At 39.4% G+C, this 24,546-nt stretch carries 18 protein-coding genes; 16 read left to right on the forward strand and 2 right to left on the reverse strand.

Features of this window, described 5'->3' with window-relative positions; translation table 11 throughout:
- Window positions 1–708: 708 nt before the first annotated feature.
- On the forward strand, window positions 709–2,199 hold the full coding sequence (locus tag CJ739_RS08640; protein ID WP_117178853.1) for an aminotransferase class V-fold PLP-dependent enzyme: 1,491 nt from the start codon (window positions 709–711) through the stop codon (window positions 2,197–2,199).
- Window positions 2,200–2,345: 146 nt separating this feature from the next.
- On the opposite strand, the gene CJ739_RS08645 is transcribed toward CJ739_RS08640, so the two are convergent.
- Window positions 2,346–2,834, reverse strand: a complete 489-nt coding sequence (locus CJ739_RS08645; RefSeq protein ID WP_117174371.1) for a RodZ family helix-turn-helix domain-containing protein — start codon at window positions 2,832–2,834, stop codon at window positions 2,346–2,348.
- A 387-nt stretch (window positions 2,835–3,221) separates the two neighbouring features.
- Between CJ739_RS08645 and CJ739_RS08650 the strand changes: the two genes are divergently transcribed.
- The 5 genes from CJ739_RS08650 to CJ739_RS08670 all read left to right on the forward strand — a co-directional run bounded on the left by CJ739_RS08650 (window position 3,222) and on the right by CJ739_RS08670 (window position 6,173).
- Entirely contained in the window at window positions 3,222–3,569 is a 348-nt protein-coding gene (locus tag CJ739_RS08650; RefSeq protein WP_117174373.1) for a hypothetical protein, read from the forward strand.
- A complete protein-coding gene (locus CJ739_RS08655) occupies window positions 3,566–4,114 on the forward strand; it encodes an RNA polymerase sigma-70 factor (RefSeq protein ID WP_117174375.1) in 549 nt (182 codons plus the stop codon). The genes CJ739_RS08650 and CJ739_RS08655 overlap by 4 nt, the downstream gene beginning before the upstream one ends.
- 346 nt (window positions 4,115–4,460) lie before the next feature.
- A complete protein-coding gene (locus CJ739_RS08660; protein WP_117174377.1) occupies window positions 4,461–4,979 on the forward strand; it encodes a hypothetical protein in 519 nt (172 codons plus the stop codon).
- Between the two features lie 9 nt (window positions 4,980–4,988).
- On the forward strand, window positions 4,989–5,126 hold the full coding sequence (locus CJ739_RS20765) for a hypothetical protein (RefSeq protein ID WP_409446112.1): 138 nt from the start codon (window positions 4,989–4,991) through the stop codon (window positions 5,124–5,126).
- 525 nt (window positions 5,127–5,651) lie between these two features.
- Entirely contained in the window at window positions 5,652–6,173 is a 522-nt protein-coding gene (locus CJ739_RS08670; protein WP_117174381.1) for an RNA polymerase sigma-70 factor, read from the forward strand.
- 231 nt (window positions 6,174–6,404) lie between these two features.
- Here the strand turns inward: CJ739_RS08670 and CJ739_RS08675 are convergent, their stop codons facing one another.
- Window positions 6,405–6,686, reverse strand: coding sequence for a DUF6520 family protein (locus tag CJ739_RS08675; protein ID WP_162880174.1), 282 nt, complete (start codon window positions 6,684–6,686; stop codon window positions 6,405–6,407).
- 976 nt (window positions 6,687–7,662) lie between these two features.
- Here CJ739_RS08675 and CJ739_RS08680 point away from each other — a divergent pair.
- From CJ739_RS08680 to CJ739_RS08725, 10 genes are all read left to right on the forward strand, one after another.
- Entirely contained in the window at window positions 7,663–8,841 is a 1,179-nt protein-coding gene (locus CJ739_RS08680) for a FecR family protein (RefSeq protein ID WP_117174385.1), read from the forward strand.
- 474 nt (window positions 8,842–9,315) lie between these two features.
- Window positions 9,316–10,476, forward strand: coding sequence for a T9SS type A sorting domain-containing protein (locus tag CJ739_RS08685; RefSeq protein WP_117174387.1), 1,161 nt, complete (start codon window positions 9,316–9,318; stop codon window positions 10,474–10,476).
- Window positions 10,477–11,150: 674 nt separating this feature from the next.
- On the forward strand, window positions 11,151–14,519 hold the full coding sequence (locus tag CJ739_RS08690; RefSeq protein ID WP_236951636.1) for a SusC/RagA family TonB-linked outer membrane protein: 3,369 nt from the start codon (window positions 11,151–11,153) through the stop codon (window positions 14,517–14,519).
- Between the two features lie 131 nt (window positions 14,520–14,650).
- On the forward strand, window positions 14,651–15,979 hold the full coding sequence (locus CJ739_RS08695) for a RagB/SusD family nutrient uptake outer membrane protein (RefSeq protein WP_236951637.1): 1,329 nt from the start codon (window positions 14,651–14,653) through the stop codon (window positions 15,977–15,979).
- Window positions 15,980–16,454: 475 nt separating this feature from the next.
- The gene (locus CJ739_RS08700; RefSeq protein WP_117174389.1) at window positions 16,455–17,888 is read left to right on the forward strand and encodes an FG-GAP repeat domain-containing protein; all 1,434 of its coding nucleotides are present in this window, start codon (window positions 16,455–16,457) and stop codon (window positions 17,886–17,888) included.
- A 151-nt stretch (window positions 17,889–18,039) separates the two neighbouring features.
- Complete coding sequence (locus CJ739_RS08705; RefSeq protein ID WP_117174391.1) at window positions 18,040–19,482, forward strand: FG-GAP repeat domain-containing protein; 1,443 nt, start codon at window positions 18,040–18,042, stop codon at window positions 19,480–19,482.
- Between the two features lie 254 nt (window positions 19,483–19,736).
- The gene (locus CJ739_RS08710; RefSeq protein WP_162880175.1) at window positions 19,737–20,213 is read left to right on the forward strand and encodes a protein-disulfide reductase DsbD domain-containing protein; all 477 of its coding nucleotides are present in this window, start codon (window positions 19,737–19,739) and stop codon (window positions 20,211–20,213) included.
- 264 nt (window positions 20,214–20,477) lie between these two features.
- Window positions 20,478–21,818 (forward strand): TlpA family protein disulfide reductase, encoded by a 1,341-nt coding sequence (locus CJ739_RS08715; RefSeq protein ID WP_117174395.1) that lies wholly within the window; start codon window positions 20,478–20,480, stop codon window positions 21,816–21,818.
- 38 nt (window positions 21,819–21,856) lie between these two features.
- On the forward strand, window positions 21,857–22,333 hold the full coding sequence (locus CJ739_RS08720; protein ID WP_117174397.1) for a protein-disulfide reductase DsbD domain-containing protein: 477 nt from the start codon (window positions 21,857–21,859) through the stop codon (window positions 22,331–22,333).
- A gap of 601 nt (window positions 22,334–22,934) precedes the next feature.
- Window positions 22,935–24,425, forward strand: coding sequence for a protein-disulfide reductase DsbD family protein (locus CJ739_RS08725; protein ID WP_117174399.1), 1,491 nt, complete (start codon window positions 22,935–22,937; stop codon window positions 24,423–24,425).
- The last annotated feature ends 121 nt before the right edge of the window (window positions 24,426–24,546 follow it).

The following is a 24,546-nucleotide window of genomic DNA, read 5'->3' on the forward strand; positions in this document are numbered from 1 at the left end:
TGGTTGGAATTCTTAAGATTGAGCGTAGCCGAAACTAATTAAAGAGAGCATTTTAATATGATTAATCATTCCGATTCCCATAGCTGTAAATACGCAAATATTATTTTTTTTGTGTTTGCCATTTTTGAATAATATTTTCTCCTCAAACGAAGCCCTTTAAAATTTTCGGAAGTTTAATCTAAATAACCTGAGCTCAATATAAATTTTAACGAAGTTTGATGTTAAAAGTTCAGAGTTCAGAGTTTAGTATTGGGTTCTTGTACGTGAAGTTTGTGATACACGATTCAACAATTACACGGTTAAACTGTTAAAAAGTTACAAGTATGTTTATCAATCTGAATTCAGGTTTTGTAATGATATTGTTTTTTTTTATTCATATAACTATTTAAACACTTGGATATGAGATTACATAACAACTCACGTTAAATAATTCCCCGATGGCTCTACCTTGGGTTTTGCTTCGCTAGTTCGCTTTGCTCGTGCCTAATTCACATTTCCTTTAGAGTAAGAATGTTAGAAGTTAAACCATGTGAAATTACATTTAAACCAGTAATTGCTTATTTTTTTTATGTATTTAATAATTTAATCGCTTAATTTTGATTATTTTTGAATAATAAGTTACAGTTGATAATAGAAATCAAGAACAGTCTTACCGAAAACAAACCAATAATGGATTTATAGTAGTAAAAATATATGGGTAGTAATAACATGGAAAACATCACAGAACGTTTTGATTTGAAAGCTTATTTTAAGCAGTTCAGCGATCAAATCATCGGAATTAATCAAGAATTTATGTCTCCATATGGCAAAAAGCGGATTATTTATGCAGACTGGACAGCCAGTGGTAGATTGTACAGACCTATAGAGGAAAAACTCATGGATACTATCGGGCCCTTTGTGGCCAATACCCATACGGAAACCTCTATAACAGGAGCTTCCATGACCAAGGCCTACCATCGGGCAAGAAGCATCATCAAAACCCATGTGAATGCAAACAATGATGATGTCCTGATAACGGTAGGAACGGGAATGACCGGTGCCATTAATAAATTACAACGGCTTATGGGGCTGAAGGTCTCGGAGCTGCTCATGCCCTATGCCCAGATTCCGGATCATTTAAAACCTATGGTATTCATATCGCACATGGAACACCATTCCAACCATACATCATGGCTGGAAACCATTGCCCATGTGAAAATCATACCCCATACAGAGGATGGGCTAATCGGGATGAAATCCTTGGAAACCTTATTGGAATCCCATAAAGACCTCCCATTAAAGATTGTGGCCATTACGGCATGTTCCAATGTAACGGGTATTAAAACGGATTACCATCAAGTGGCTAAAATAGCCCATGCCCATAATGCCTTATGCTTCGTGGACTTTGCCTGTTCGGCGCCTTACGTGGCTATGGATATGCATCCTGAGGATCCAGAGGCTTATTTGGATGCTATCACGTTTTCTCCCCATAAATTTTTAGGAGGACCTGGTACTTCAGGGGTTCTTATTTTTAATAAAAAACTATACAGGAACCTAGTACCCGATATTCCAGGTGGAGGCACCGTTTCCTATACAAATCCTTGGGGAGCCCGGGATTATATAGACGATATCGAAACGAGGGAGGATGGTGGTACACCAGGGTTTTTACAAGCGATACGGATTGCCTTGTCCATAAAGCTCAAGGAACAAATGGGAGTGGACAATATACTCAAACGCGAAGCTGCCATTAATGCCGAGGTGTTCAATAGACTCAAAAACATTCCAAATCTCCACATTTTGGCAGGAGAACATACCAATCGCTTGGGGATCTACTCCTTCTATGTGGTGGGCTGCCATTATAACCTTATTGTAAAATTACTGAACGATCGCTTTGGCATACAAACTAGGGGCGGCTGTTCCTGTGCCGGTACCTATGGACATTACCTGTTGCAGGTAGATGAGCCTTTATCCATGGCCATTGAGAAAAAGATTATGGATGGATGCCTGATTGATAGGCCGGGTTGGGTACGGATGTCCATCCATCCAACCATGACAAACCATGAGATAGATACCATCTGCGATGCCATAGAGGCTGTGGCAGCCAATTATGATATTTGGGGCAAAGACTATGAATATGATGCCCTAAAAAATGATTATATAAATTTAAAACCAGACCATGAACAGTTGCAAGTAACCGAAACTTGGTTTAATCTATCATAAAGAATACCACCATTCGTGATTTTGTAAGCGACTTATTATGCCAAATTATGGAGCAATTATGGAACATCTGAATATTAAAAAAACTAGAATAAATATGAATCCATACGAGAAACTATTATTGGTGCAGACCAATAGAGCCAAGGCTATTATTGCTTTTTCCTTGTGGAGTAGTAATGGATGTTTTTCTTTTTTGATGCTTTGAGAATACCCATTTCAACCATTCTATTAAGTATAACGGATATGGCTGCAGTAGAAGATTTTATTTGATAATTTTCCTCAAGTTCTCGTAGAATGTCATGAGCAGTTCTATCTTTTGAGAAGTAATTATCTGCCAAATATAATTTTACCCGAGCAGTCAGACGGGATTTTTCTTTTCTAGAAGGCGATAATTCGTATCGTGTTTGAGGATCTATTTTTAAATCAAGAATGTCTTTCGGATGGGATTTAATGGCTTTACAGATTTCAACAAAGTAGCTTAAAGTTAATTCATTACCATCTTCAAGGCTTCGAATGGTGTTGTATGTGAATCCAGTCATTTCAGATATATCTTCTATTTCTAACTCACTTTTAATTCTTTGAGTTTTTATCCTTTCCCCAATTTCTTTTAAAAGTTGTTCATTTTTATATTTAGCCATAATCAAATTGAACAAAATATAGAACAACATAAAATAATTTATAATGAAATTTTGTTGTTAATAAAATTAGTTATATCTTGACATAATAATTAGTGAATTGCAATTCTTTTGTATTAATATATTAGAAGCATTCGCTTTGAATTTCGTCTTAGAAAACTGGTAATTTTAAAAGGAACGAAATGATAGGTAAGATGCTCACGTCTTAGGGCGTGGGCTCACTTATTGTTCCTCGGTATACCAGTACCTCTAAGGCAGTAAGCTGAGTTCCACGCCTTTTTTGTTCCCGTACACTAAGGGTTTAATGGGTCATTGACCTTGTTTTTCAGGTAACTTCAACTTTACATAATACTATAAAAGAAGCATGTATTAACCCTAAACCTGACCCTCATGGAAGACAACAAGAAACCTATAGACCCCAACTCCTTTATACTGCCACAGCACGATATTTTAGACTCACTGGCCCTGTTGCTGGACAGGTCAAGCCTTAGCAATGCCGTTAAGGAGCACTGTGGCACGGCGCTCAAGGTTATGGGCATTATATATACCGACCTGGCATACAATACGGGAACACAGCTTTTATCAAGAAAAGAATTCGACACGTTCTATGGATCGTTACCAAGCGTATATTTTACCAATAGGGAACTGGTATCCATCGATACACTGACCAAGAACATAAAAAGGTGCATCGAAACAAATGACGTTGTGTCCATTGGCAGGGAAGGCACAAAGCCATGAGAGAAGGCAGAAAAGAACCAACACTTAAGGACTATAATACGCTTTTTAAGAGTTTGTACCCACAGCTTTGCGTATTCGCATACAAATACCTTGATAATTTGGAGGCTTCAAAAGATGTTGTCCAGGAGGTTTTTATCAAGGTATGGGAAGACAAAACTACTTTTCAAGATGAAAGCCATACCACCGGCTATTTTTATAAAGCCGTAAAAAACAGATGCCTCAATCATCTAAAGAGCAAACGTCACCTGCTAACGGAACGTTATGGGCAGGAAAATCCAGAAATCTATGAGACTGAAGAATTCCTTATGTCCGAGGCCGTAGTCGTGGAAACCACCGTTATCATAGAAAATGCCATCAAAACACTACCGGCCAAAGCGGCCCAGGTGATAAGGCTCAGCATCAAGGACTATACAAACGATGAGATTGCCAAGGCACTGTCCATTTCCGTCAATACCGTCAAGGACCATAAAAAAGTGGCATACCGCAAATTAAGAAAGCTTCTGGGGTTTTTAAGGCAGGTTCTGGGGATTTTGGCTATTGGATAATCAAAAGAATATCTTGGTGCTTTAAACTGGAGTTCGACATCAGGATAAAAAATCTAATTTATATCAATAATAGGTTTTATCAGGCTCATGCTTTGACTACATATGACATTAAACGCTTAGAAAAGATAGCGAATAATTATTTATGACCTATGAATTTTAGTCCATTAGCCAGTTAAAAGTAGAATGTCACGTTGAGCTTATCGAAGACGGTTTCATAAGATGTGCCAAATCATTCATGGTACTTAAACCGAACCTGCGTTTTGAAAAAAAGTATTGTAGTTATACCACCCGTTTTTGTTTTTTGTTGTTATATATAAGAACGTGTTCTAAAAGCAAAGTATTCTGAATGGGAAATTCCAATAAAGCAAAACCACTTTCAATAAAATTAATAAAAAATGCAAACTCCCGCGAATTCGAAAAATCCGGTTTCTTCAAAAAAACGAAAGAGTACATATGTTTGGGCATTCGAGAAGGTAAATGCTTGAACCTTTTAAAGACCATTGAAACGGAAAAAGGTTGGAAAATGGTTCGAAGTAAGATGCATGTACCGATAAGAAAATTAAAATATGCCGTTGCCGCATCCGTACTTTTAATTGTCGCTCTAACCATATTCTTAAATAAAGATGAGACTAATAGCTATACCACATTGGTAGCGGGCAAAGTAAGCGTAAAAGTAGACCCAGCACTCAACACCCAACGTCCAATAACCAGAATACTGGCACCTAGCCAACAATCAAATCTAGATTTTCAATCTAATGATATGAGGGTTACAACTGTAAATGGGATTAATAGCCTCATCTCAAGGAAAGATGGTGTTTTCGATTTTGAAAGAAAACCATTAAAAAAATATTATGACTCTAATTAAAGAGGTATTATGACTGTATTATTGCGTTGGTATAATATGGAAATTGTATTTGTAAATAAAAACCTTAAAGACGAAAAGTCTATGGGTTCTCTCGGTAAAAGATTTTCCTTTGGATCCCATTTTCAAAAAAAGATGCCCACGTATTAGAGCGCGGGCATTTCACTTATTTGTGCGACACGGTGCCAAACAGACTTTGAAAAAGCTAAGATGCGTTCCGCGCCTTTTTTGTTTCTAAACCCATACCGTATTAATAATTGGGAGCTAGTGTCTATCGGGACACTGACCAAGAACATAAAAAGGGAATTTAAACAAATGAAATTATGGTCAGTAACAAGGAAGGAGTAATTGAAGTGGTTTAAACTTTTTCGATTGAAGCAGGACGGAGCGTAAAAAATAACCCAGTGGGTTATTTTAGCGAACGGGCCAGCCAGCGCAATGGTAATTTTACTCAATCGAAGCCTTTTTAGAGTTGCATAGCATTGCTACGGAAAGAAAAAAAGACGTAGAGTGGGTAAAAAAGGGCGATTTTTTAGCCAATTGGAAAAAGTTTAAACCACTTCATAATCATTTAAGCCTAGAAAAGGGCGAAAAATATCTAGATGACATGTTTTATCTCAACCAAAGTCATTTATTATTTGCTATAATTTTGACTAATTCTATTCTAATAAAGCCATGAGGGAAGGCAAAAAAGAATTAACACTTAAGGACTACAACACGCTTTTTAAGAGCCTGTACCCACAGCTATGTGTATTCGCATATAAGTACCTTGATAATTTAGAGACCTCAAAAGACATCGTTCAGGAGGTTTTCATCAAGGTATGGGAAGATAAAACCGTTTTTCAAGATGAAAACCATACCACCGGCTATTTTTATAAAGCCGTAAAAAATAAATGCCTCAACCACCTAAAAAGCAAACGGCACCAGCTAACAGAACGTTATGGGCAGGAAAACATGGAAACCCATGAGACGGAAGAATTCCTTATGTCCGAGGCCGTGGTACTGGAAACCACCGTTATCATAGAAAACGCCATCAGAACACTACCGGACAAAGCGGCCCAGGTGATAAGGCTCAGCATCAAGGACTACACCAATGATGAGATAGCCAAGACACTGTCCATCTCTGTCAATACCGTCAAAGACCATAAAAAAGTGGCCTACCGTAAATTAAGAAAGCTTTTGGGTTTTTTAAGATGAGTGGAATCGTGAAAATGGTGAATCGTGAGATGTGGATGTCCCTGATATATAAATTGACTTTTTGTGGTCAACCTATATCAGGGATTTACATAAGTGTAAAGAAAAAAAAACATTCTTTTATTATACAGAAATTTCAAAGCTTAAATGATATAATTCAGAAAGTCAGCACTTAAAAAAGGTGTCCAAAACCGACACCTTTTCACTAATTTACTAACCTTTGCAAAACCACTGTTAAGGTTTATATAGGAGAATATTACATTTGCCTCCTGCGTTTTTTAAAAACAACTGACGCTCGATACCAAATATTACAGCGGTACAAATCTCACAACCACAAGTGTCACAGTCAACAACAACCTGTGTACAGTTATTTTCATCAGGGTTTTGGTAGAATGCTGCAGTAACAGGAGTCTCCTCCACCATACTATTTCCGGCAGGAGTAAATGCAAGCGATACGCTAATGGCAAACAGCAATGCAAAAGCCGGTAAAACGATTTTAAAAATTTTTGATTTCATAATGTAAATATTTAATTGTTTTTTAAATGTCATATGGTATCGCCTTTTTTTTATAGGTATTTGTTTTCAACAAACTTGTTGTTAATGGCGATTTCATAATATTTAAATTACATGTTAATGACCTACTCTTTTTTACGGGTTTTCGGTCTTATCCCTGACTGCAGTATTTTAATCGGTAATCGGTGGAATAACGATATGGTTACCGATACGCCCTATGGATTTATAGTTTGGTACTTGAATGTTCTTAGTTTGTCCGTTCCTATATCCCCTGTATAAAAGCCAAATTGACAGCTGTTTTACATGGGGTTATATAAAGATGGGTAAAAAAACTTATTCTTAAGGGATAAAAACTTGTCTTAGACGGATAGAACTTGTCTCTGGAGGAAAATAACTTGTCCGAGAGGGATTAGTTGCGTGAATATCAATAAAGAAGCTTCGATAGACTATGCTTCGACAAGCTCAGCATGACAGCACTAAACATTAAGAATTCATAAACATCCAGCATTTGTCAGTCGGAGGGATTATTTTTATTCTAAAAAAAGCAATATAGAATGATGTTTAGTTTGTCAGATAGGAGCCTGTCAAAGTCCAATTCTTAGTACCTCGACATGTAGCTACGACAAGTATGGTTAGATGCTTCTCTGTCAGGCTAAGGATTCCAAGATTTCTTCTAAAAGCACTTCGACAAGCTCAGTGTGACAAATTTATTTACCCTCTTACTTTTATAGTTCCCCTGTGAGACAGCTTGTCGTTTGTCAGACTGAGCTTGTCGAAGTCACAATTTTAAAAAACGTCATAGATAGTTTGTCGAAGATGATTACATAAGATGTGTAAAAATCATCCTTGGTGCTTAAGCCGAACGCCCATTATAAAAAAAACACGGTATTTATACCACCCGTTTTTTATTTTTTGTTGTAATGACTATTAAGAACCGAGTTCTAAAAAGGAACAAGTTCTAACAGCAAATATATTCCGAATGGAAAATTCTAATAAAATAAAATCACTTTCAAAAAAATTAGCAGCATCGCTCATAAAGAATGAAAGTTGCAGAGACTTCGAAAAATCTGATTTCTTCGATAAAAAAACGAAAGAACAGATGCTCTTGGACATCAAAGAAGGCAAGCGCCTAAGTCTTTTAAAGAGCATTGAAACGGAAAAAGACTGGAAAATTGTTCGAAGTAAGATGCATGTGCCAATAAGGAAATTATTGTATTACAGATATGCTGCCGTAGCATCTGTCCTTTTAATTGTTGCATTGACTATTTTCTTAAATAAAGGAGACGATACCCCACAGTTCACAGAGCCAGTTATTGTAAACAACACGATAGAAGTAGGTTCAGATAAAGCCATCCTAACTTTAGAAAGTGGGGAAGACGTCGTTCTGGGAAAAGGCAGAACCTATCAAGCATCCTATGTAACCAGTAACGGCGAGGAGATTGTGTACCAGACCGAAGACCGAAGACCGAAGACCGAAGCGATTGCCTATAACACATTAACGATTCCAAGAGGCGGTCAATTCTATATAAGATTATCCGATGGTACTAAAGTCTGGTTGAATTCTGAATCCCAGCTAAAATATCCGGTGAGTTTTATCGATGGAGAGGTTCGTCAGGTAGAACTCGTTTATGGCGAAGCCTATTTTGATGTGTCACCAAGTACAGACCATAAGGGAGCAAAGTTTAAGGTGCTGAACCAATCCCAAGACGTTGAAGTATTAGGTACGGAATTCAATATAAAAGCCTATAAAGATGAGACCCATATCTATACCACCTTGGTAGAGGGCAAAGTAAGCGTAAAAGTAAACCCAACACCCAACACCCAACACCCAACACCCAAAGTACTGGCACCTAACCAACAATCAAGCCTTAATCTAAAAACTAATCATATAAGCATGACTTCGGTCGACGTCTATAATGTAACATCATGGAAAGACGGTGTTTTTAGTTTTGAGGATACATCTTTAAAAGACATTATGAAAGTACTATCAAGATGGTACGATATGGATGTGACCATTGAAAATAGGGTAAAAAAAGAAGAACGGTTTATTGGCACGTTCAACAAAAGCAATAGTATTGAGGATATTCTAACAGCTATTAAGAATACCAATTTTATCAATAACTATGAAATAAACGATAAAAGGTTAATTATTAAATAAAGGTGGAACGTATTAAAATCAAGTGGTAGATGTTTGTGAACAAGTCATATGCATATGCACAAACAATTAGAACCTAATTAATTCTTTAAATCTGTAAATCATTTTAGTGAACCAGTCTGTAGTCAGATAGGAACAGGGAACCTAAAGTACAACACTTTTTTTTAACCTTTAGATAAATACAACACTGGTACTCAATTTACCGCCTATTGGCAGGTGGGACTTGGATATGAAAAGAAATGCTTATGACTTTGGTTCAAGGCGAGTTCGTTTTAACAAACGTTTTATTCTAGTATATGACCAAAACCCAAATATACTCAGATGTCAGTCTGAGCGCAGTCGAAGACATTGGAAATATTAGTTTTAATCGCATTTAGGCAGCTCTCAATGTGACACGATTCAGTTTTTGTCATGTACTAAAACACTATTATTTAAAATTATTAACTACTAATTATTAACCATTAAATACCCTTAATTATGAAAAAAATTACATTTTTATTTATTGTATTGGCATTGGCTTTTAACACAGTTAGTGGTCAAACTGTTTTTGATTGGGACACGAATGCCGTTGATAACGGCAACAATGTCACCGAAACCAAAGGCGGTATCACGGTGACGTTCACAAATGATGATAATACTGCTAATGATGGTACGGCCTTCACTCCTGTTGGAGGTTTTGGAGGGTCATCAGGAAATGTTGTTTTAGCCAGTGGCACTACATCGTCTACATTTACATTCGATCAACCCGTAGTGGTCAATTCCATTTTAGCTTTAGAGGGTGCTGCCAGCAATGTAGTTTATACGTTTACCCCTACCGGAGGTGATAATCCGGTGGTTGAGGCATCACTGGTTGGAGGGGCTGCCTCTGTGGATTTGAATTGGATCAACGTCATATCCTTTACGGTAACAACAGATACTGGAGTGATAATGGGATTTGACAATTTATCAGTATATCCTTATAGTACCCCCGTTGTTTTTGATTGGGACACGAATGCCGTTGACAATGGCAACAATGTCACCGAAACCAAAGGCGATATCACGGTGACGTTCACAAATGATGATAATACTGCTAATGATGGTACGGCCTTCACTCCTGTTGGAGGTTTTGGAGGGTCATCAGGAAATGTTGTTTTAGCCAGTGGCACTACATCGTCTACATTTACATTCGATCAACCCGTAGTGGTCAATTCCATTTTAGCTTTAGAGGGTGCTGCCAGCAATGTAGTTTATACGTTTACCCCTACCGGAGGTGATAATCCGGTGGTTGAGGCATCACTGGTTGGAGGGGCTGCCTCTGTGGATTTGAATTGGATCAACGTCACGTCCTTTACGGTAACAACAGATACTGGAGTGATAATGGGATTTGACAATTTATCAGTTAGTTCTTTGGCAACACTGTCTGTAACAGATGATTATAAGCGCCAAAATGTATTGGTATATCCAAATCCAGTAATGGATATCCTGTATGTTAAAAATATTTTAAACTTAAAAACTATTAACATATATAATAATTTAGGACAACTGGTCTTACAGACTAAACAAGAGACAATCGATGTGAGCCATCTGTCAAAAGGGATGTATTTTTTACAGATCAATACCAGCAATGGTACGGAGACTAAAAGAATTATAAAGAAATAGCGTAAACAGTCTCTTAAAAATAAAAAGTTTAGTGAAGAATTGAAGATCTGACGAACCTAAATAGGAAGTATTGGCTTAGTCAAATCTTCGATTTCACAAAATCAATTTAATAAAATGAATACATAGTAATGCGAATCAAGGGGTTGGGTTTTAAAGAGTATTAATACTCAGTAAGTTGAGGTTTAACCTTTGCCAAAGTTCAAAACTTTGGCAAAGGTATCTCCCGGATTGGCAAGGCTCATTTTCAACCCTTGATTCGCATTAGTAAGCTAAATAGAGGATTTGACGACGTCAATGGATCAGTTGATACTCGCAGAATGTTTAAGTTAAGATATTTAGTTGTTTTTTGTCCTTTCGAGGCACGAGGACACGAGCTTCAGCGAACTGGCGAAGCAATCTCATATTATTTAGTAAGGATTTAATGAGATTCCTCCTTTGTCGAAATGACAAATTTTCAACTTAAAGACATGGGGTGTTCGCTAAACGATTGCACCGAAAGATTGGTAGAGATAAATTATAATGAAAAGGAACCAGATGGCACATTGGCACTTAAAAGAATATAAAAAAGTAAAGGGAACGAAGTTTAAATTTCGCTAAAAACATCATACTTCATCCCCTTCTAAGCCGTATTAATTAATCAAAAAAAGTTTAACTAATTAATGACATGTAAAGTTATGAAAATTGAATTAACTAATGTGCTTTTCTTCCCGATAACTTTCGGGACAAGAAAAGAACTCATAAAGCTTATGATGCGAACCTTTATATTCTTGTTCTGTTCAACGCTGTTCAGCTTGGCACCCAAACATGCATGCTCTCAAAACGACAAGATTGTTATAGATGCAGATACTATTATGTCCGTTGATGAAGTATTCAATATTGTTAAAAAGCAAACAGATTATATGTTTGTGTACCATTTCGATTTGTTTAAAGATTTTCCTAAAGTGCATCTCAAAAAAGGAGTCATTAGGTTAAATAAATTATTAGATCATACCCTTGATGGAAGTCCTGTCAATATCATCTTTGCAAAAAACAATTCGATTCTCATAAAAGAGAAAGCTCCCCATTCAAAAGCCCTACAACATCGTGTCTCTGGCACGGTCACAGACCCATTAGGCAATCCCTTACCGGGTGCCACAGTCTTGATAAAGGGCACTACCCTAGGTGTAACTACCGATTTTGATGGGCGTTACAGCATTTTCGTGCCCAATCCGGAAAATGTACTGATCTTTTCGTTTTTGGGCTTTGAAAAACAAGAGATAACTGTTGGTAACCAAACGACCATTGATGTGTCCCTCAAAGAAAGTATCAGTACCTTGGACGAAGTGACCATTAATGCAGGTTATTATATAACATCTGAACGGGAACGAACCGGGAACATCAGCAAAATCGAAGCCAAGGACATGGAAAAACAACCGGTCAACAATCCCTTGGCAGCCATGCAAGGACACCTTCCCGGAGTTGTTATTACCCAGAATTCTGGTGTTCCTGGTGGAAGTTATCGTGTTCGTATTCGAGGGGATAATTTTATATCTAATTCAGGAGCGTTTTTTGCAAACCCTGACAACGAGCCTTTATATATTGTAGATGGGGTACCATACGGTTCTGAATTTTCGGGACTTTTCAATACAGAAAGCCCTATTCCTGGCGGAAGGGTAAGCCCCTTAAATACCATAAATCCGGCAAACATAGAAAGCATTGAAGTGCTTAAGGACGCCGATGCCACGGCCATTTATGGATCCCGAGGTGCCAATGGCGTGGTATTGATCACGACCAAAAAAGGCAAGATGGGAAAAACCCAGATCAAGGTCAATGTAAGCAGTACCTTAAGCAGGGTGACCCGTTTTTTGGATTTAATGAACACCGAGCAATATTTAGAGATGCGCAAGGAAGCCATTACAAATGACGGTCTCACACTGGAAGACCTACCCGAGTATATATCACGTACTATGCCCGATCTATTAGTATGGGACCAAGATCGTTATACAGACTGGCAAGAGGTGCTTATTGGAGGTACCGCTTATAGGCATAATGCGCAGCTCTCTTTTTCGGGAGGCAATGCACAGACCCAATTTTTGTTAAGTGGGGGCTACTCAAGTGAGACTACTGTATTCCCTGGAGATTCTAAATATGACAAGGCAACGGTGCTGCTTAACCTAAACCACCAATCAGAAGATGAACGTTTAAAATTGAATGTTTCGGCAAACTATGGTGCAGACACCAATAATTTACCCGGTAGTGATTTTACAAGGCAGTCAAGGACTTTAGCACCCAACGCACCAGCGCTTTATGACGACCAAGGCAACTTAAATTGGGAAAATTCCACGTGGCAAAACCCCTTGGCTATTTTAGAAAGAAGTTATAATGCATTGACCCATGGCCTCATTGCAAATACGGTACTATCCTATCATCCAACCCCGGCATGGGAGTTCAAGACCAGTTTGGGCTTTACCGACTATCGCACGAAAACTTATTTTGAAACCCCACATACAAGCCTAGATCCAAATACAACCTCAGGTCAGTCCAGTATCAATGGTTCCTCTATTTCTATTAATGATCAAGTCCAAAAATCCTGGAGCGTGGAACCACAGATCAATTGGCAAAAAAATTGGAAAGATACCAGCCTAAAACTATTGGTGGGTGCCACCTTTCAACAGACTAAAGATCAGCAATTGTCTCAATATGGATTAGGTTTTACTAGCAATAGCCAACTGCGTAATCTAAAAGCGGCGAACAGAATACAGATTTTGCAGGATATAGGTTCAGAATATAAATATCAGGCATTCTTTGGCAGGATTAACTTTAACTGGCAAGATACATATATATTGAACTTGACAGGGCGTCGGGACGGTTCCAGCCGCTTTGGGCCCGGTAAACGCTTTGGATATTTTGGAGCGATGGGGGCGGCATGGATATTTACGAAGGAACCATTTTTAAAACAGAACCAGGTGTTAAGCTTTGGGAAGCTCCGTGCCAGTTATGGCATTACAGGTAGCGATAACGTAGTGGATAATTACGGGTTTTATGATTCCTATGAGGACTCTGGAAATTACAATGGTCCAGGTTTGGCGCCTTCAGGTCTATACAATCCTAACCTTTATTCTTGGGGAACAAACAAAAAGCTGGAAGCCGCTGTGGAGCTTGGATTTTTTAAGGATCGCCTATTCGTTTCAACCGCTTGGTACCAGAACCGTTCCTCTGACCAACTGATTAATATACCGTTGCCTGCCACTACAGGCTTTCCTGGCATAGATGGCAACCTTAATGACGCCATAGTGGAAAACAAGGGCATTGAAATCGATTTACGTACACTAAATATACAAAGCGATGCATTTAAGTGGAGTACGACCTTTAATATCTCGGCTAATAGAAACAAACTAGTCGCATTTCCGGGATTGGAAGGCTCGACTTTTGCAGAATCCTTTGTGATAGGACAACCTTTAGGAGTCCGAAAAATATATCATGCTATCGGGGTAGATCCAGAAACTGGCGTGTATCAATTTGAAGATTTTAATAATGATGGTACTATCCGTTTTAGTGATGACGCTAAATTGTTTTTAAACCCTAACCCTACCCCAAAATATGTTGGAGGGCTAGGCAATACCATACAGTATAAAAACCTACAACTGGATGTGTTCTTCCAGTTCACCAAACAAGAAGGCTTTAAGGAACTGTCTTTTTTTGGAGATCCTGGGAGCACACTTCAAAATATGCCTGTAAGTCTATGGGACCGTTGGCAGCAACCGGGCGATGAGAGCCCGATCCAACGCTATTATTTATCTAATAGTGCGTTAGCAACGGCAGCAAATAGGTATAAATCCAGTGATGTGGCAGTGACGGATACCTCCTTTATCCGATTGAGAAATGTATCGCTGTCCTATACGGTTCCCAAGACTGCAACAAAGAGCATGGATGTAAGTGTCTATCTGCATGGGCAGAACCTATTTGTTATAACAGGATATGATGGTGTCGATCCCGAAGTATCGGCATTAGATAATTTAGCGCCATTACGACAATTTACTTTGGGTCTAAATTTAGGTTTTTAACATTAAACACAGTTTTTATGCAACTTAAAAAAATATATGTGATGAGATACATAATAGAGTTCTTAATCCATTCTATAAAGGGTAAGTTTGGTATTTTGAAAGGATTATATCTGCTTTTATTGATTTCCGTTTTGACGTCGTCCTGCGATGATTTTGTGGATGTTGACCTCCCCACAGATCGATTGACTGCCGAAGCGGTCTTTGAAGATGCGACAACAGCAACGGCAGCCTTAAGAAGTATCTATGCCCAAATACGTACAGGGTTTGTATATAACCTATCTGAAGAGATGGGCTTATATGCCGATGAACTGGATCAGGTCAATAATCTGACCCCAATCTATACGCATAATGTGACTGCGTTAGATCCTACAGTATCAGGTTGGTGGAGTGACGCGTATAATGGGATCTATGAAGCCAACGCTGTGATAGAAGGCGTTGATAATTCTTCAGCCTTGAGCCTCGAAGACAAAAATCAAATAAAGGGCGAAGCCCTGTTTATTAGGGCCTATCTGCATAGTTTATTGGTGGAGCTGTATGGCCCCATTCCTTATATCCGCACGACCGATTATATAGCGAACACAAAGGTAGCGCGAATGCCGGTAGAGGTCGTATATGGCCATATTATAACTGATTTAACAGCGGCTTCGGGGTTGTTGGGTGCAGATGTTTCGGTTTCGGGAGAGCGGGTACGCGCCTACACAGCAGTTGCAGATGCTCTATTGGCACGGGTCTATTTATATACCCAACAATGGGAGCTTGCAGATGCCACTGCAAGTAAGGTCATTAACAGCTTTGTATGGGAGCCAGATTTAAAAAAGGTGTTTAAAAAGAATTCATCAGGATCGATATGGCAAATCAAACCTCCTCAGGATGGATTTAATACCTTGGAAGGCAATAGATTCATCTTTCCTGGTTCCCCAGGCGTTAGACCTGTTTTAAGTGCCTCTCTAATGAATGCATTCGAACCTAATGATCGGCGTAAGTCTGATTGGATCGGGAAATCAACGGTGGGTGCAAATACTTGGTATTATGCGTATAAATACCAACAGGCGCGCGATACAAAGGTTAACGATAATCCCACTTCATTGGAATATACAGTGGTATTTCGATTGGCAGAACAGTATTTAATCCGTGCGGAAGCACGGGCACATCAAGGCGGGGATAAAATAGCTGGTGCACAAGCAGACATCAATAAAATTAGAACTCGGGCAGGATTGCCAAATACCACAGCCGCCACCTTAAACGAGTTGCTGAATGCCATTATTCAAGAACGACAGGTAGAACTATTTACAGAAAAAGGACTGCGCTGGTTCGATTTAAAAAGAACTGGAAGGGCCGCCGAAATCCTGGCACCCATAAAATCTGGATGGCAGCATACAGACATTCTGTTTCCAGTTCCTGAATCTGAAATTTTGTTGAATCCCAATTTATTGCCTCAAAATGATGGGTACGATAATTAAATCCCCGTGAAGGCGGGGATCTCATAAATGCGGGGATCTCATAAATAGAATCTAGAATTAAAACCATCTTTCGCAATTCAAACGGAAACTTTGGGAAAGCGGTTATAAGTGCCATGAACAAAACAATAAATATTAGTATGACAAAAATAAAAATATATTCGGATGTCAATCTGAACGTCCGTCTATCTGCGGACAGGCAGTCGAAACCTTTGTCAAACTCTTTTCTGTTAAGCCTTTCGCAAGCTGCGCTTCTATCTTCAAATAAAAATATATTTTCATTTTCGATAATACTCAATGTGACAATTTAGAATAATCATACTTAACTTAATGACATTGCCCGCGAAGGGGGAGATCTCATGAAGGAACCTAGAACGAACTAATTAACCAACAAAATAGAATGTTAGCCATAATCAGCCCATTCCTTTGGGCTAGGATAATGGATAAGTATGCATAATAAATTTAAAGAACAATAAAAATGAATAGAATAATAATCTTAATGGCGAGTCTTCTGTTTTGTGCCGTAAACACACAAAGTGATGCACAGACGGTTAAAAAGAAAGACACTAAAAACACGTTGGGCCCCAATGATTTCCCCGAACTCATCCATGCCCATATTCCGGGAGCCCCTAAGTTGGGCAAGCCCCAATTGATCATGGGCGATTCCCTTCCGGTGAGGGGCGAAGGCAATGGATGGGCGGCTCCCGAAGTGTACGACTGGAATGGCGATGGGAAAAAAGATCTATTGATCGGGGAATTTGGAAGTGGTCACCAATGGGGCGTTATCACAGGACATCATATACGGGTATACCAAAATAAGGGAACGGATGTGGCTCCCGAATTTTCTGATGAATTTTTCTATGCCAGGGAAATACCCGAGTTAAAGGAAAGTACGGGCACCCCGTTGTCCATTTATACAGGTTGCTGTTTCCCCTTTATCCCGCGCTTCGCCGATCTGGATAACGATGGCTTTACCGATCTCTTATCGGGTCAGTACACACCCGGATACATTACCTGGTTTCGGGGCAGTGCCAATGGATTTTCACACGGCATAAAGCTGGAGGAAGCTTATGATCCTATAAAAGAGTGTTGGAGTAACCCGGATTATTTTAAGGCATCTCATGAACCTCCAATCACAACTCCTAAAAGTAGGAAATATTGGATCTACTCTTCCGCTGCATTTGGTGATTTTGATGATGATGGGGACCAGGATATGATTGTAGGGGGAGAGGCACTGCGGATCTGTGAAAATATAGGGACCAGATCCGTTCCCAAGTTAGGAAAAAGGGAGCTGTTATATGACGTACATGGTAAGCAACTTGAATCCCATTCTTCAGTTAACACGGTGCCTTACGTAGTTGACTGGGACCAGGATGGCACACTCGATATTTTAATGACGGATTCTTATATGCAGAAAGGAAGAAATGCAGCAGTGACATTTTTCCGTGGCGTTAAAACACCTGACCGTCCGGTAGGCGGGAAAGAAGTGCTGCGCTTTGAAGCGGGCATCCCTTTGTTCAAGGCCAAGAATGGCGATAAGGAATTCCCGGGGAGCTGGCTCAATGTATGTGTGACCGATTGGAACAATGACGGGGTGAATGACCTGTTGATAGGAACGAGTGTTGCCACATTGAACGGGACCTTTGACCACGACCTGTCATGGAGTTGGGAACATGATACAGGCATTGGAAAAAAAAATCTGGCATATACATCCGCTAGTTTGAAGAGATTAATATTAGAAAGCATGGAACGTGCAGAAGCAAACCAAAAAGAATCGGGGCTTAGTGATGAGGAATGGAGAAAGAAAGGTCGTCAGACGAAGGAAGATGTTTTTAAGCACTATTACAAAAAAGAAGCCTATAAAACACTGGCACATCAAGGCTATATATATGTCATGCTGGGAGAAAAATAGGATCGAGTGCCGACTGGACACTTTAAGTGATGGTGTCAGTTAGCGTATAGGCTATGGAGCCCAAAAAACCAAAATAGTACTCTTTACCAACCCATTCCTTTGGACCAGGAAATGGATAAGTATGCATAATAAATTTAAAGAACAATAAAAAATGAATAGAATAATCTTAATAGTGAGTCTTCTGTTTTGTGCTGTAAATACACAATGCAATGTAAATACAGAAAGTGATGTACAGACGGTCAAAAAAAAAGACACTAAAAACACGTTGGGCCCCAATGATTTCCCCGAACTCATCCACGCCGATATCCCGGGAGCTCCTAAACTGGGCAAGCCCCAATTGATCATGGGCGATTCCCTTCCGGTGAGGGGCGAAGGCAATGGATGGGTGGCCCCTGCAGTGTACGACTGGAATGGTGATGGTAAAAAAGATGTATTGATAGGGGAATTTGGAAGTGGTCGCCAATGGGGCGTTATCACAGGACATCATATACGGGTATACCAAAATAAGGGAACGGATGCGGCTCCTGAATTTTCTGATGAATTTATATATGCCAGGGAAATACCCGAGTTAAAGGAAAGTACGGGCACACCATTGTCCATTTATACGTTTTGCTGTTTCCCCTTTACCCCCCGCTTCGCCGATCTGGATAACGATGGCTTTACCGATCTGTTATCGGGCCAGTACACACCCGGATACATTACCTGGTTTCGGGGCAGTGCCAATGGGTTTTTACACGGTATAAAGCTGGAGGAAGCTTATGACCCTATAAGGGATTGTTGGAGTAACCTGGATTATTTTAAGGCATCTCATGAACCTCCAATCACAGATTTTAAAAGTAGGAAATATTGGATGTATTCTTCCGCTGCATTTGGTGATTTTGATGATGATGGGGACCAGGATATGATTGTAGGGGGGGAGGCATTGCGGATCTGTGAAAATATAGGGACCAAATCCGTTCCCAAGTTCGGAAAAAGGGAGCTGTTATATGACGTACATGGTAAGCAACTTGAATCCCACTCTTCAGTTAACATGGTGCCTTACGTAGTTGACCGGGACCGGGATGGCACACTCGATATTTTAATGACAGATGCTTTTACCGATAAAGGAAAAAATGCAGCGGTAACATTTTTCCGTGGCGTTAAAACACCTGACCGTCCGGTAGGCGGGAAAGAAGTGCTGCGCTTTGAAGCGGGCGTCCCTTTGTTCAAAACCAAAAATGGCAAGAAGGAATTCCCGGGGAGCTGGCTCAATATATGTGTAACCGATTGGAACAATGACGGGGTGAATGACCTGTTGATAGGAACGAGTGTTGCCACATTAAAAGGAACCTTTGACCACGACCTGTCATGGAGTTGGGAACACGATACGGGCATTGGCAAACTCAATCCTCTTTATTACCCTGATAGTTTTAAAGAAAATATAGAAATTCAGCAGGCACGTCATGACAGTATCGTAGCTGCGATGGGAAAGGAAGAGGCACTGAAAAAGTATTATGTGTCGGATAAAGAACCATACGAACGTTACTATGGGAAAGGGGTACATCGTACGCTTGCTCATAAGGGATATGTATACGTGATGCTAGGAGAAAAATAGGGACGAGCACCTGCCTTTCAACCTAGCCAATTGAGAGAACATCTATATAATAGGAATAGCACATAAAACTAATTATGAAGTGGTTTAAACTTTTTCTAATTGGCTAAAAAATCGCCTTTTTTGCCCACTTTACGTCTTTTTTTCTTTCCGTAGCGATGCTATGCAACTCAAAAAAGACTTCGATTGGACAAAAAATGACTGATTTTCGCTTCAATCGTAAAAGTTTAAACCACTTCAGTTAAAAAAGTATGATTATGATTTATAAAGCATTAATGATAATGACATGCTGGGTGATGGTAGGCACAACGGGGCCTCTTGTGATGGCACAATCTACATCAGGTGATCCTGTAAGCTATACCATCGATTCACCGGAAACAGTAAAAGCAGGAGAAGCGTTTAGTATTACGACGACGTTTAGTACCCAACCCGGTTGGTATATATATGCACCTATTGATATGAACACCGCGCAGGGTAAAATTGCTACCAACGTAAGCTTTGAAGTGCCAGCGGGCTTAAAAGAAATAGGCGGATTGGAATTACCAAATAAGCCTGGTTTTTTGGATACCTACTGGGGCAACGATATTAGAATGTCCCAAAAATTCCAAACATGTGAAAATGTAAAGCCCGGTAAACAAACTATTAAGGTCAACATAATATATCAAACCTGTAATGACTATATCTGTTATCCGCCAGTTAGAAAAAAGATAGATGTTGTAGTTACGGTAAAATAGCGAGAGTTCGGTATAATAATAACTATTAATCAGTTAGTTAAGTTTTTTTAATGAAAATTGTTGTCATTCCGAACGAAGCATGAGGAGGAATCCCATAATTATGAGGTTTAGCTTATACTGAACCTAAAGGTTTTTCGTCGCTCGTTCCTCACGTTGTCTAAATGACAAAAAAGCTTAAAAATAATAAGTTACGATAAGTATAAAAAAGAAAATTTATATAGAACTCACTTAAAATAGTAATTAAATAGTTTAAACAAATTAAGTATGAATACGATTAAAAAGTTCAAAGGTACAACCTTGCCAAGGTTAAAAAATAGCATCCTGCCATTGCTTGTTTTTTTTACCATTAACATGCAAGCGCAAGAACCGAATACAAATACGACAGTTATAGAAACACAAGCAGATATAGACTGGAAAGCTTTAGAAGATGCGATGACCTATTTAGGCTCTGCTGAAGAAGCTCAAAGGGCTAGAGAAGGGGGTGTTTTAGAAATAAGGCGGTATGAGGATGGATTTTTAAGAAAAAGAGCTCGATTGGCAGCAGCGTTTTGGAACAATTACCCACAAGATGAGCGTCGCGATAGGGCCTTAGGTCTATTCTTTAACGCTTATGCTGAACCTTATTTTGTTCCTAAAACCATCCCTGACAGTCTTGTACAGCTGTTGGCCAGTATACCACCTAAGGATTTTAAGAGGTTTCTACGGTTATTGCCGGTAGATACTGTGGCATGGGAACAATGGCGAAAAACAGGGGACGCTATGGCAGAAAGTGTACTGGCATCCAATACAAGCTTAAAACGTAAAGAAGGTGCAGAATTTCAACTGATCAGCCGTGAGTTTCGTCAGGCTTTAAGGTTATATAGTCCCTTAGAAAAGGAAAAGTTGGAGGCTGATTATTGGAATCGGTTTGACCAGCAGTACTGGCAACACATTCGGCTACGCCTGGAACATCACGCCAACAAATATGCATCCATGGAAATCGTGTCCGATCGTGTTCAGAATATTTTGACATTGCTCAAAAATTTTTCACCAGTTGCGGCCGATGCCTATTGGAAATACTTCTTTGAAATAACAAGTAGCGATCACCCACAGGCAGACCAAAAAGGAATTAAAGTCTTACATAAAGTAGCCGCCGAAAATGTAGAGGCCATCGAGACATTAAAAGGAGTGGATTATACCAAGCCATTGGAAATGGCATTTACCGCTATGGATGGCACCAAAGTAGATCTTGCCAAAATGAGAGGCAAAGTGGTACTCATTGATTTTTGGGCAACCTATTGTGCGCCCTGTATTAAAGAAATGCCACATGTGAGGAGCCTATATGACAAATACCGTAATCAGGGCTTTGAGGTAATAGGGATCGCCGCAGATAATGATGCCGCTAAAGACAGGATAGAAGGCATTCTCAAAAAGACTGGTGCCAATTGGCCACAGCGTTTGGACCAGGGGTCGGATGCATCGGTAAGCCTTCACGCCTTGTATGGAATAACGTCATTACCTACCGTATGGTTATTAAATAAGGAAGGCATTATAGTAGATAGAGACGCGCGGGGTGAAAGGTTGGAACCGCTCATCCGTAAATATTTGGAATTAGAAGAAAAATAGAAATAAGGCCTTTTTAAAGTTTAAATGAAACCTGTGGAATGAAAAAAAGAATAATATTAATTGTCTTAAACCTTTTAATGGGAATCCCAGTGTCCGCCCAGATTTTAACGCCGGCAAAATGGACCAGCAAGCTATCAAAGCAAGACATCAAACAAGGAGATGTTATCGAACTCATCTTTAAAATCCAATTGGATGCCACTTGGCATTTATATTCCAATGTCCAGGACTACAAAATAGGCCCCTTGCCCACCGTTTTCGCGTTTTCGCCTAATGGCAGTTATAAGTTAGTGGGCGATGTTGTGGCCATAGGTGCTAAAAAGAAATACGATGACGTTTTTGAAGTCGATGTCAATTATTTTGAGAGCACAGCGGAATTTCGCCAAAAAGTCAAAATCCTTTCCAAGAATCCAGTAATAAAAGGAAGTTATACCTATCAGGTCTGTACGACGGTTGATGGCAAATGCATTCTGGGAGATGACGAATTTGAGTTCCAGATTAAAACAATCAATAAATAAATAAATCATAACAGACCGTGTAATGAATATAAAATGAAAGCAAAAAGTATGGGGAATTTGGGTGCGACATAAGGATTAATCCCAAGTTTATGTCAATGATAGGCTTCGACAGTATGACAGACTTTTCAAATCATTTCAGTTTGATAAACATAATCAGATTGAGCACTTCGACAAGCTCAGCACAGGCTTTGTCGAAGTCTTTTAGCTATTTCTGCTCATGCAGCTTCGACAGGCTAAAACATAGAGCATTTGTCAGTCTGAAATATCATTTTTATTTCTATAAAAAGCAATATATAATGATATTAGTTAGTCAAACTGAGCTTATCGTTTGTCAGGTTGAGTCTTTCGGCTGCACTCAAGATAAAATCTCAAGGTAACTCTCCATTAATAGTGGAGTTTATCCTTAAGTATAGAATTGTTTTTAAATCGAACTCACGTTAATTTAAAAACTCAATTTAGCACTCAAGTGTCAGTCAGAGCCTGTCGAAGACACTAGAAAATACATTTCGACAGGCTCCCATGACAATTTATATAAAATTAGCATAGATAAAGCAATTATCCCAACGGGCTAAACAAATATAAAAACAAACAAAATATACAGATGAACGAATTTTGGACATTCATGATATTGGCATTCGGTTCAGGTTTAGCAGCCCTACTAACCCCTTGCGTATTTCCCCTAATTCCACTAACAGTGAGTTTTTTTGGAAGTGAAGCCACCAAAAAAACAAAACAGCGCAAGGGGTTTTCTAAAGCACTGCTTTATGGCTTTTTTATTATTTTAATCTACGTTATAGCCGGTAGTATTGTCGCACGTATCAACGGCCCCGAGTTTGCCAATTGGTTAAGCACGTATTGGCTGCCAAACGTCTTGTTCTTTTTCATCTTCTTAATTTTTGCGGCGTCTTTTTTGGGCATGTTCGAGCTAACACTGCCTCATAAATGGGTGAATAAAATGGATACTTTAAGTAATAAGGGCGGTTGGTTAAGTGTCTTTTTTATGGCTTTTACGTTGGTATTGGTATCGTTCTCCTGTACGGGACCTATTGTTGGTAGCGTATTGGTGCTCTCGGCCGGTGGTGCGGTGATCAAGCCCGTAGCGGGCATGTTTGCTTTTTCACTGGCATTGGCGCTTCCCTTTACCCTTTTTGCGGCCTTCCCTAAATGGCTTGAAAAACTGCCGAAATCCGGGGGTTGGTTACAGGATGTCAAGATTGTTTTGGGCTTTTTGGAACTGGCATTTGCCCTAAAGTTTTTAAGTGTCGCCGATCAGGTGTACCATTGGGGCATTCTGGACAGAGAGGTTTATTTAGCCTTTTGGATTGTCATTTTTAGCTTGCTGGGGCTATTTCTTATTGGTAAATTAAAACTGCCACATACCACAGCGAATCAAAAAGCAAGCGTTCCAAAAATAATGCTCGCCATCATCATCTTTAGTTTTGTCGTGTATTTAATTCCGGGCATGGTGGGAGCACCCCTAAAGGCTTTATCAGGCTATTTACCGCCACTAACATCACAGGAGTTCGTCATGAATACAAATCCTATGTCATCCAGAGCCATTTCTCCCCTTACGGGGGATAAAGTCTCTCCCCTTCGAGGGGAAGAGGTAGGGGCGTGTGATAGACCAAAATACGCTAACATGCTCCATTTACCACACGGCCTTCAAGGCTATTTCGATCTGGAACAAGCAAAAGCCTGTGCTAAGGCACAAAACAAGCCCATCTTTATAGACTTTACAGGTCATGGTTGTGTGAACTGCAGGGAAATGGAAGCAAGGGTATGGAGTGACCCAAGGCTATTGAAAATTTTAAACGAAGACTATGTTGTGGTGGCATTGTATGTGGATGAGAAAACGGAATTACCTGAAAAAGAGTGGTATGTATCTGAATATGACGGTAAGACCAAAAAGTCCATTGGCAAACAGAACGCCGATTATCAAATAGTGGCGTATAACAACAACGCCCAACCGTTTTATGTGCTCATAGATGCAGACGGCCAAAAATTGGTAGAACCAAAGGCCTACGACCTCGATGTCAACAATTTCATAACATTTTTAGAAAGCGGTTTAAAAGAACATAATAATATAAAATGAATATTCAATGATTAAAACATAAACAATGATGCATGTCATATGAGGGATTAACAGCCATTTTTTCATTATTAGTTAATATTTAAACAGAAAATAATTAATCCCTCTAGACATTGTATAAAAG

This window comes from Mariniflexile sp. TRM1-10, from assembly GCF_003425985.1.
Classification (GTDB): Bacteria; Bacteroidota; Bacteroidia; order Flavobacteriales; family Flavobacteriaceae; genus Mariniflexile.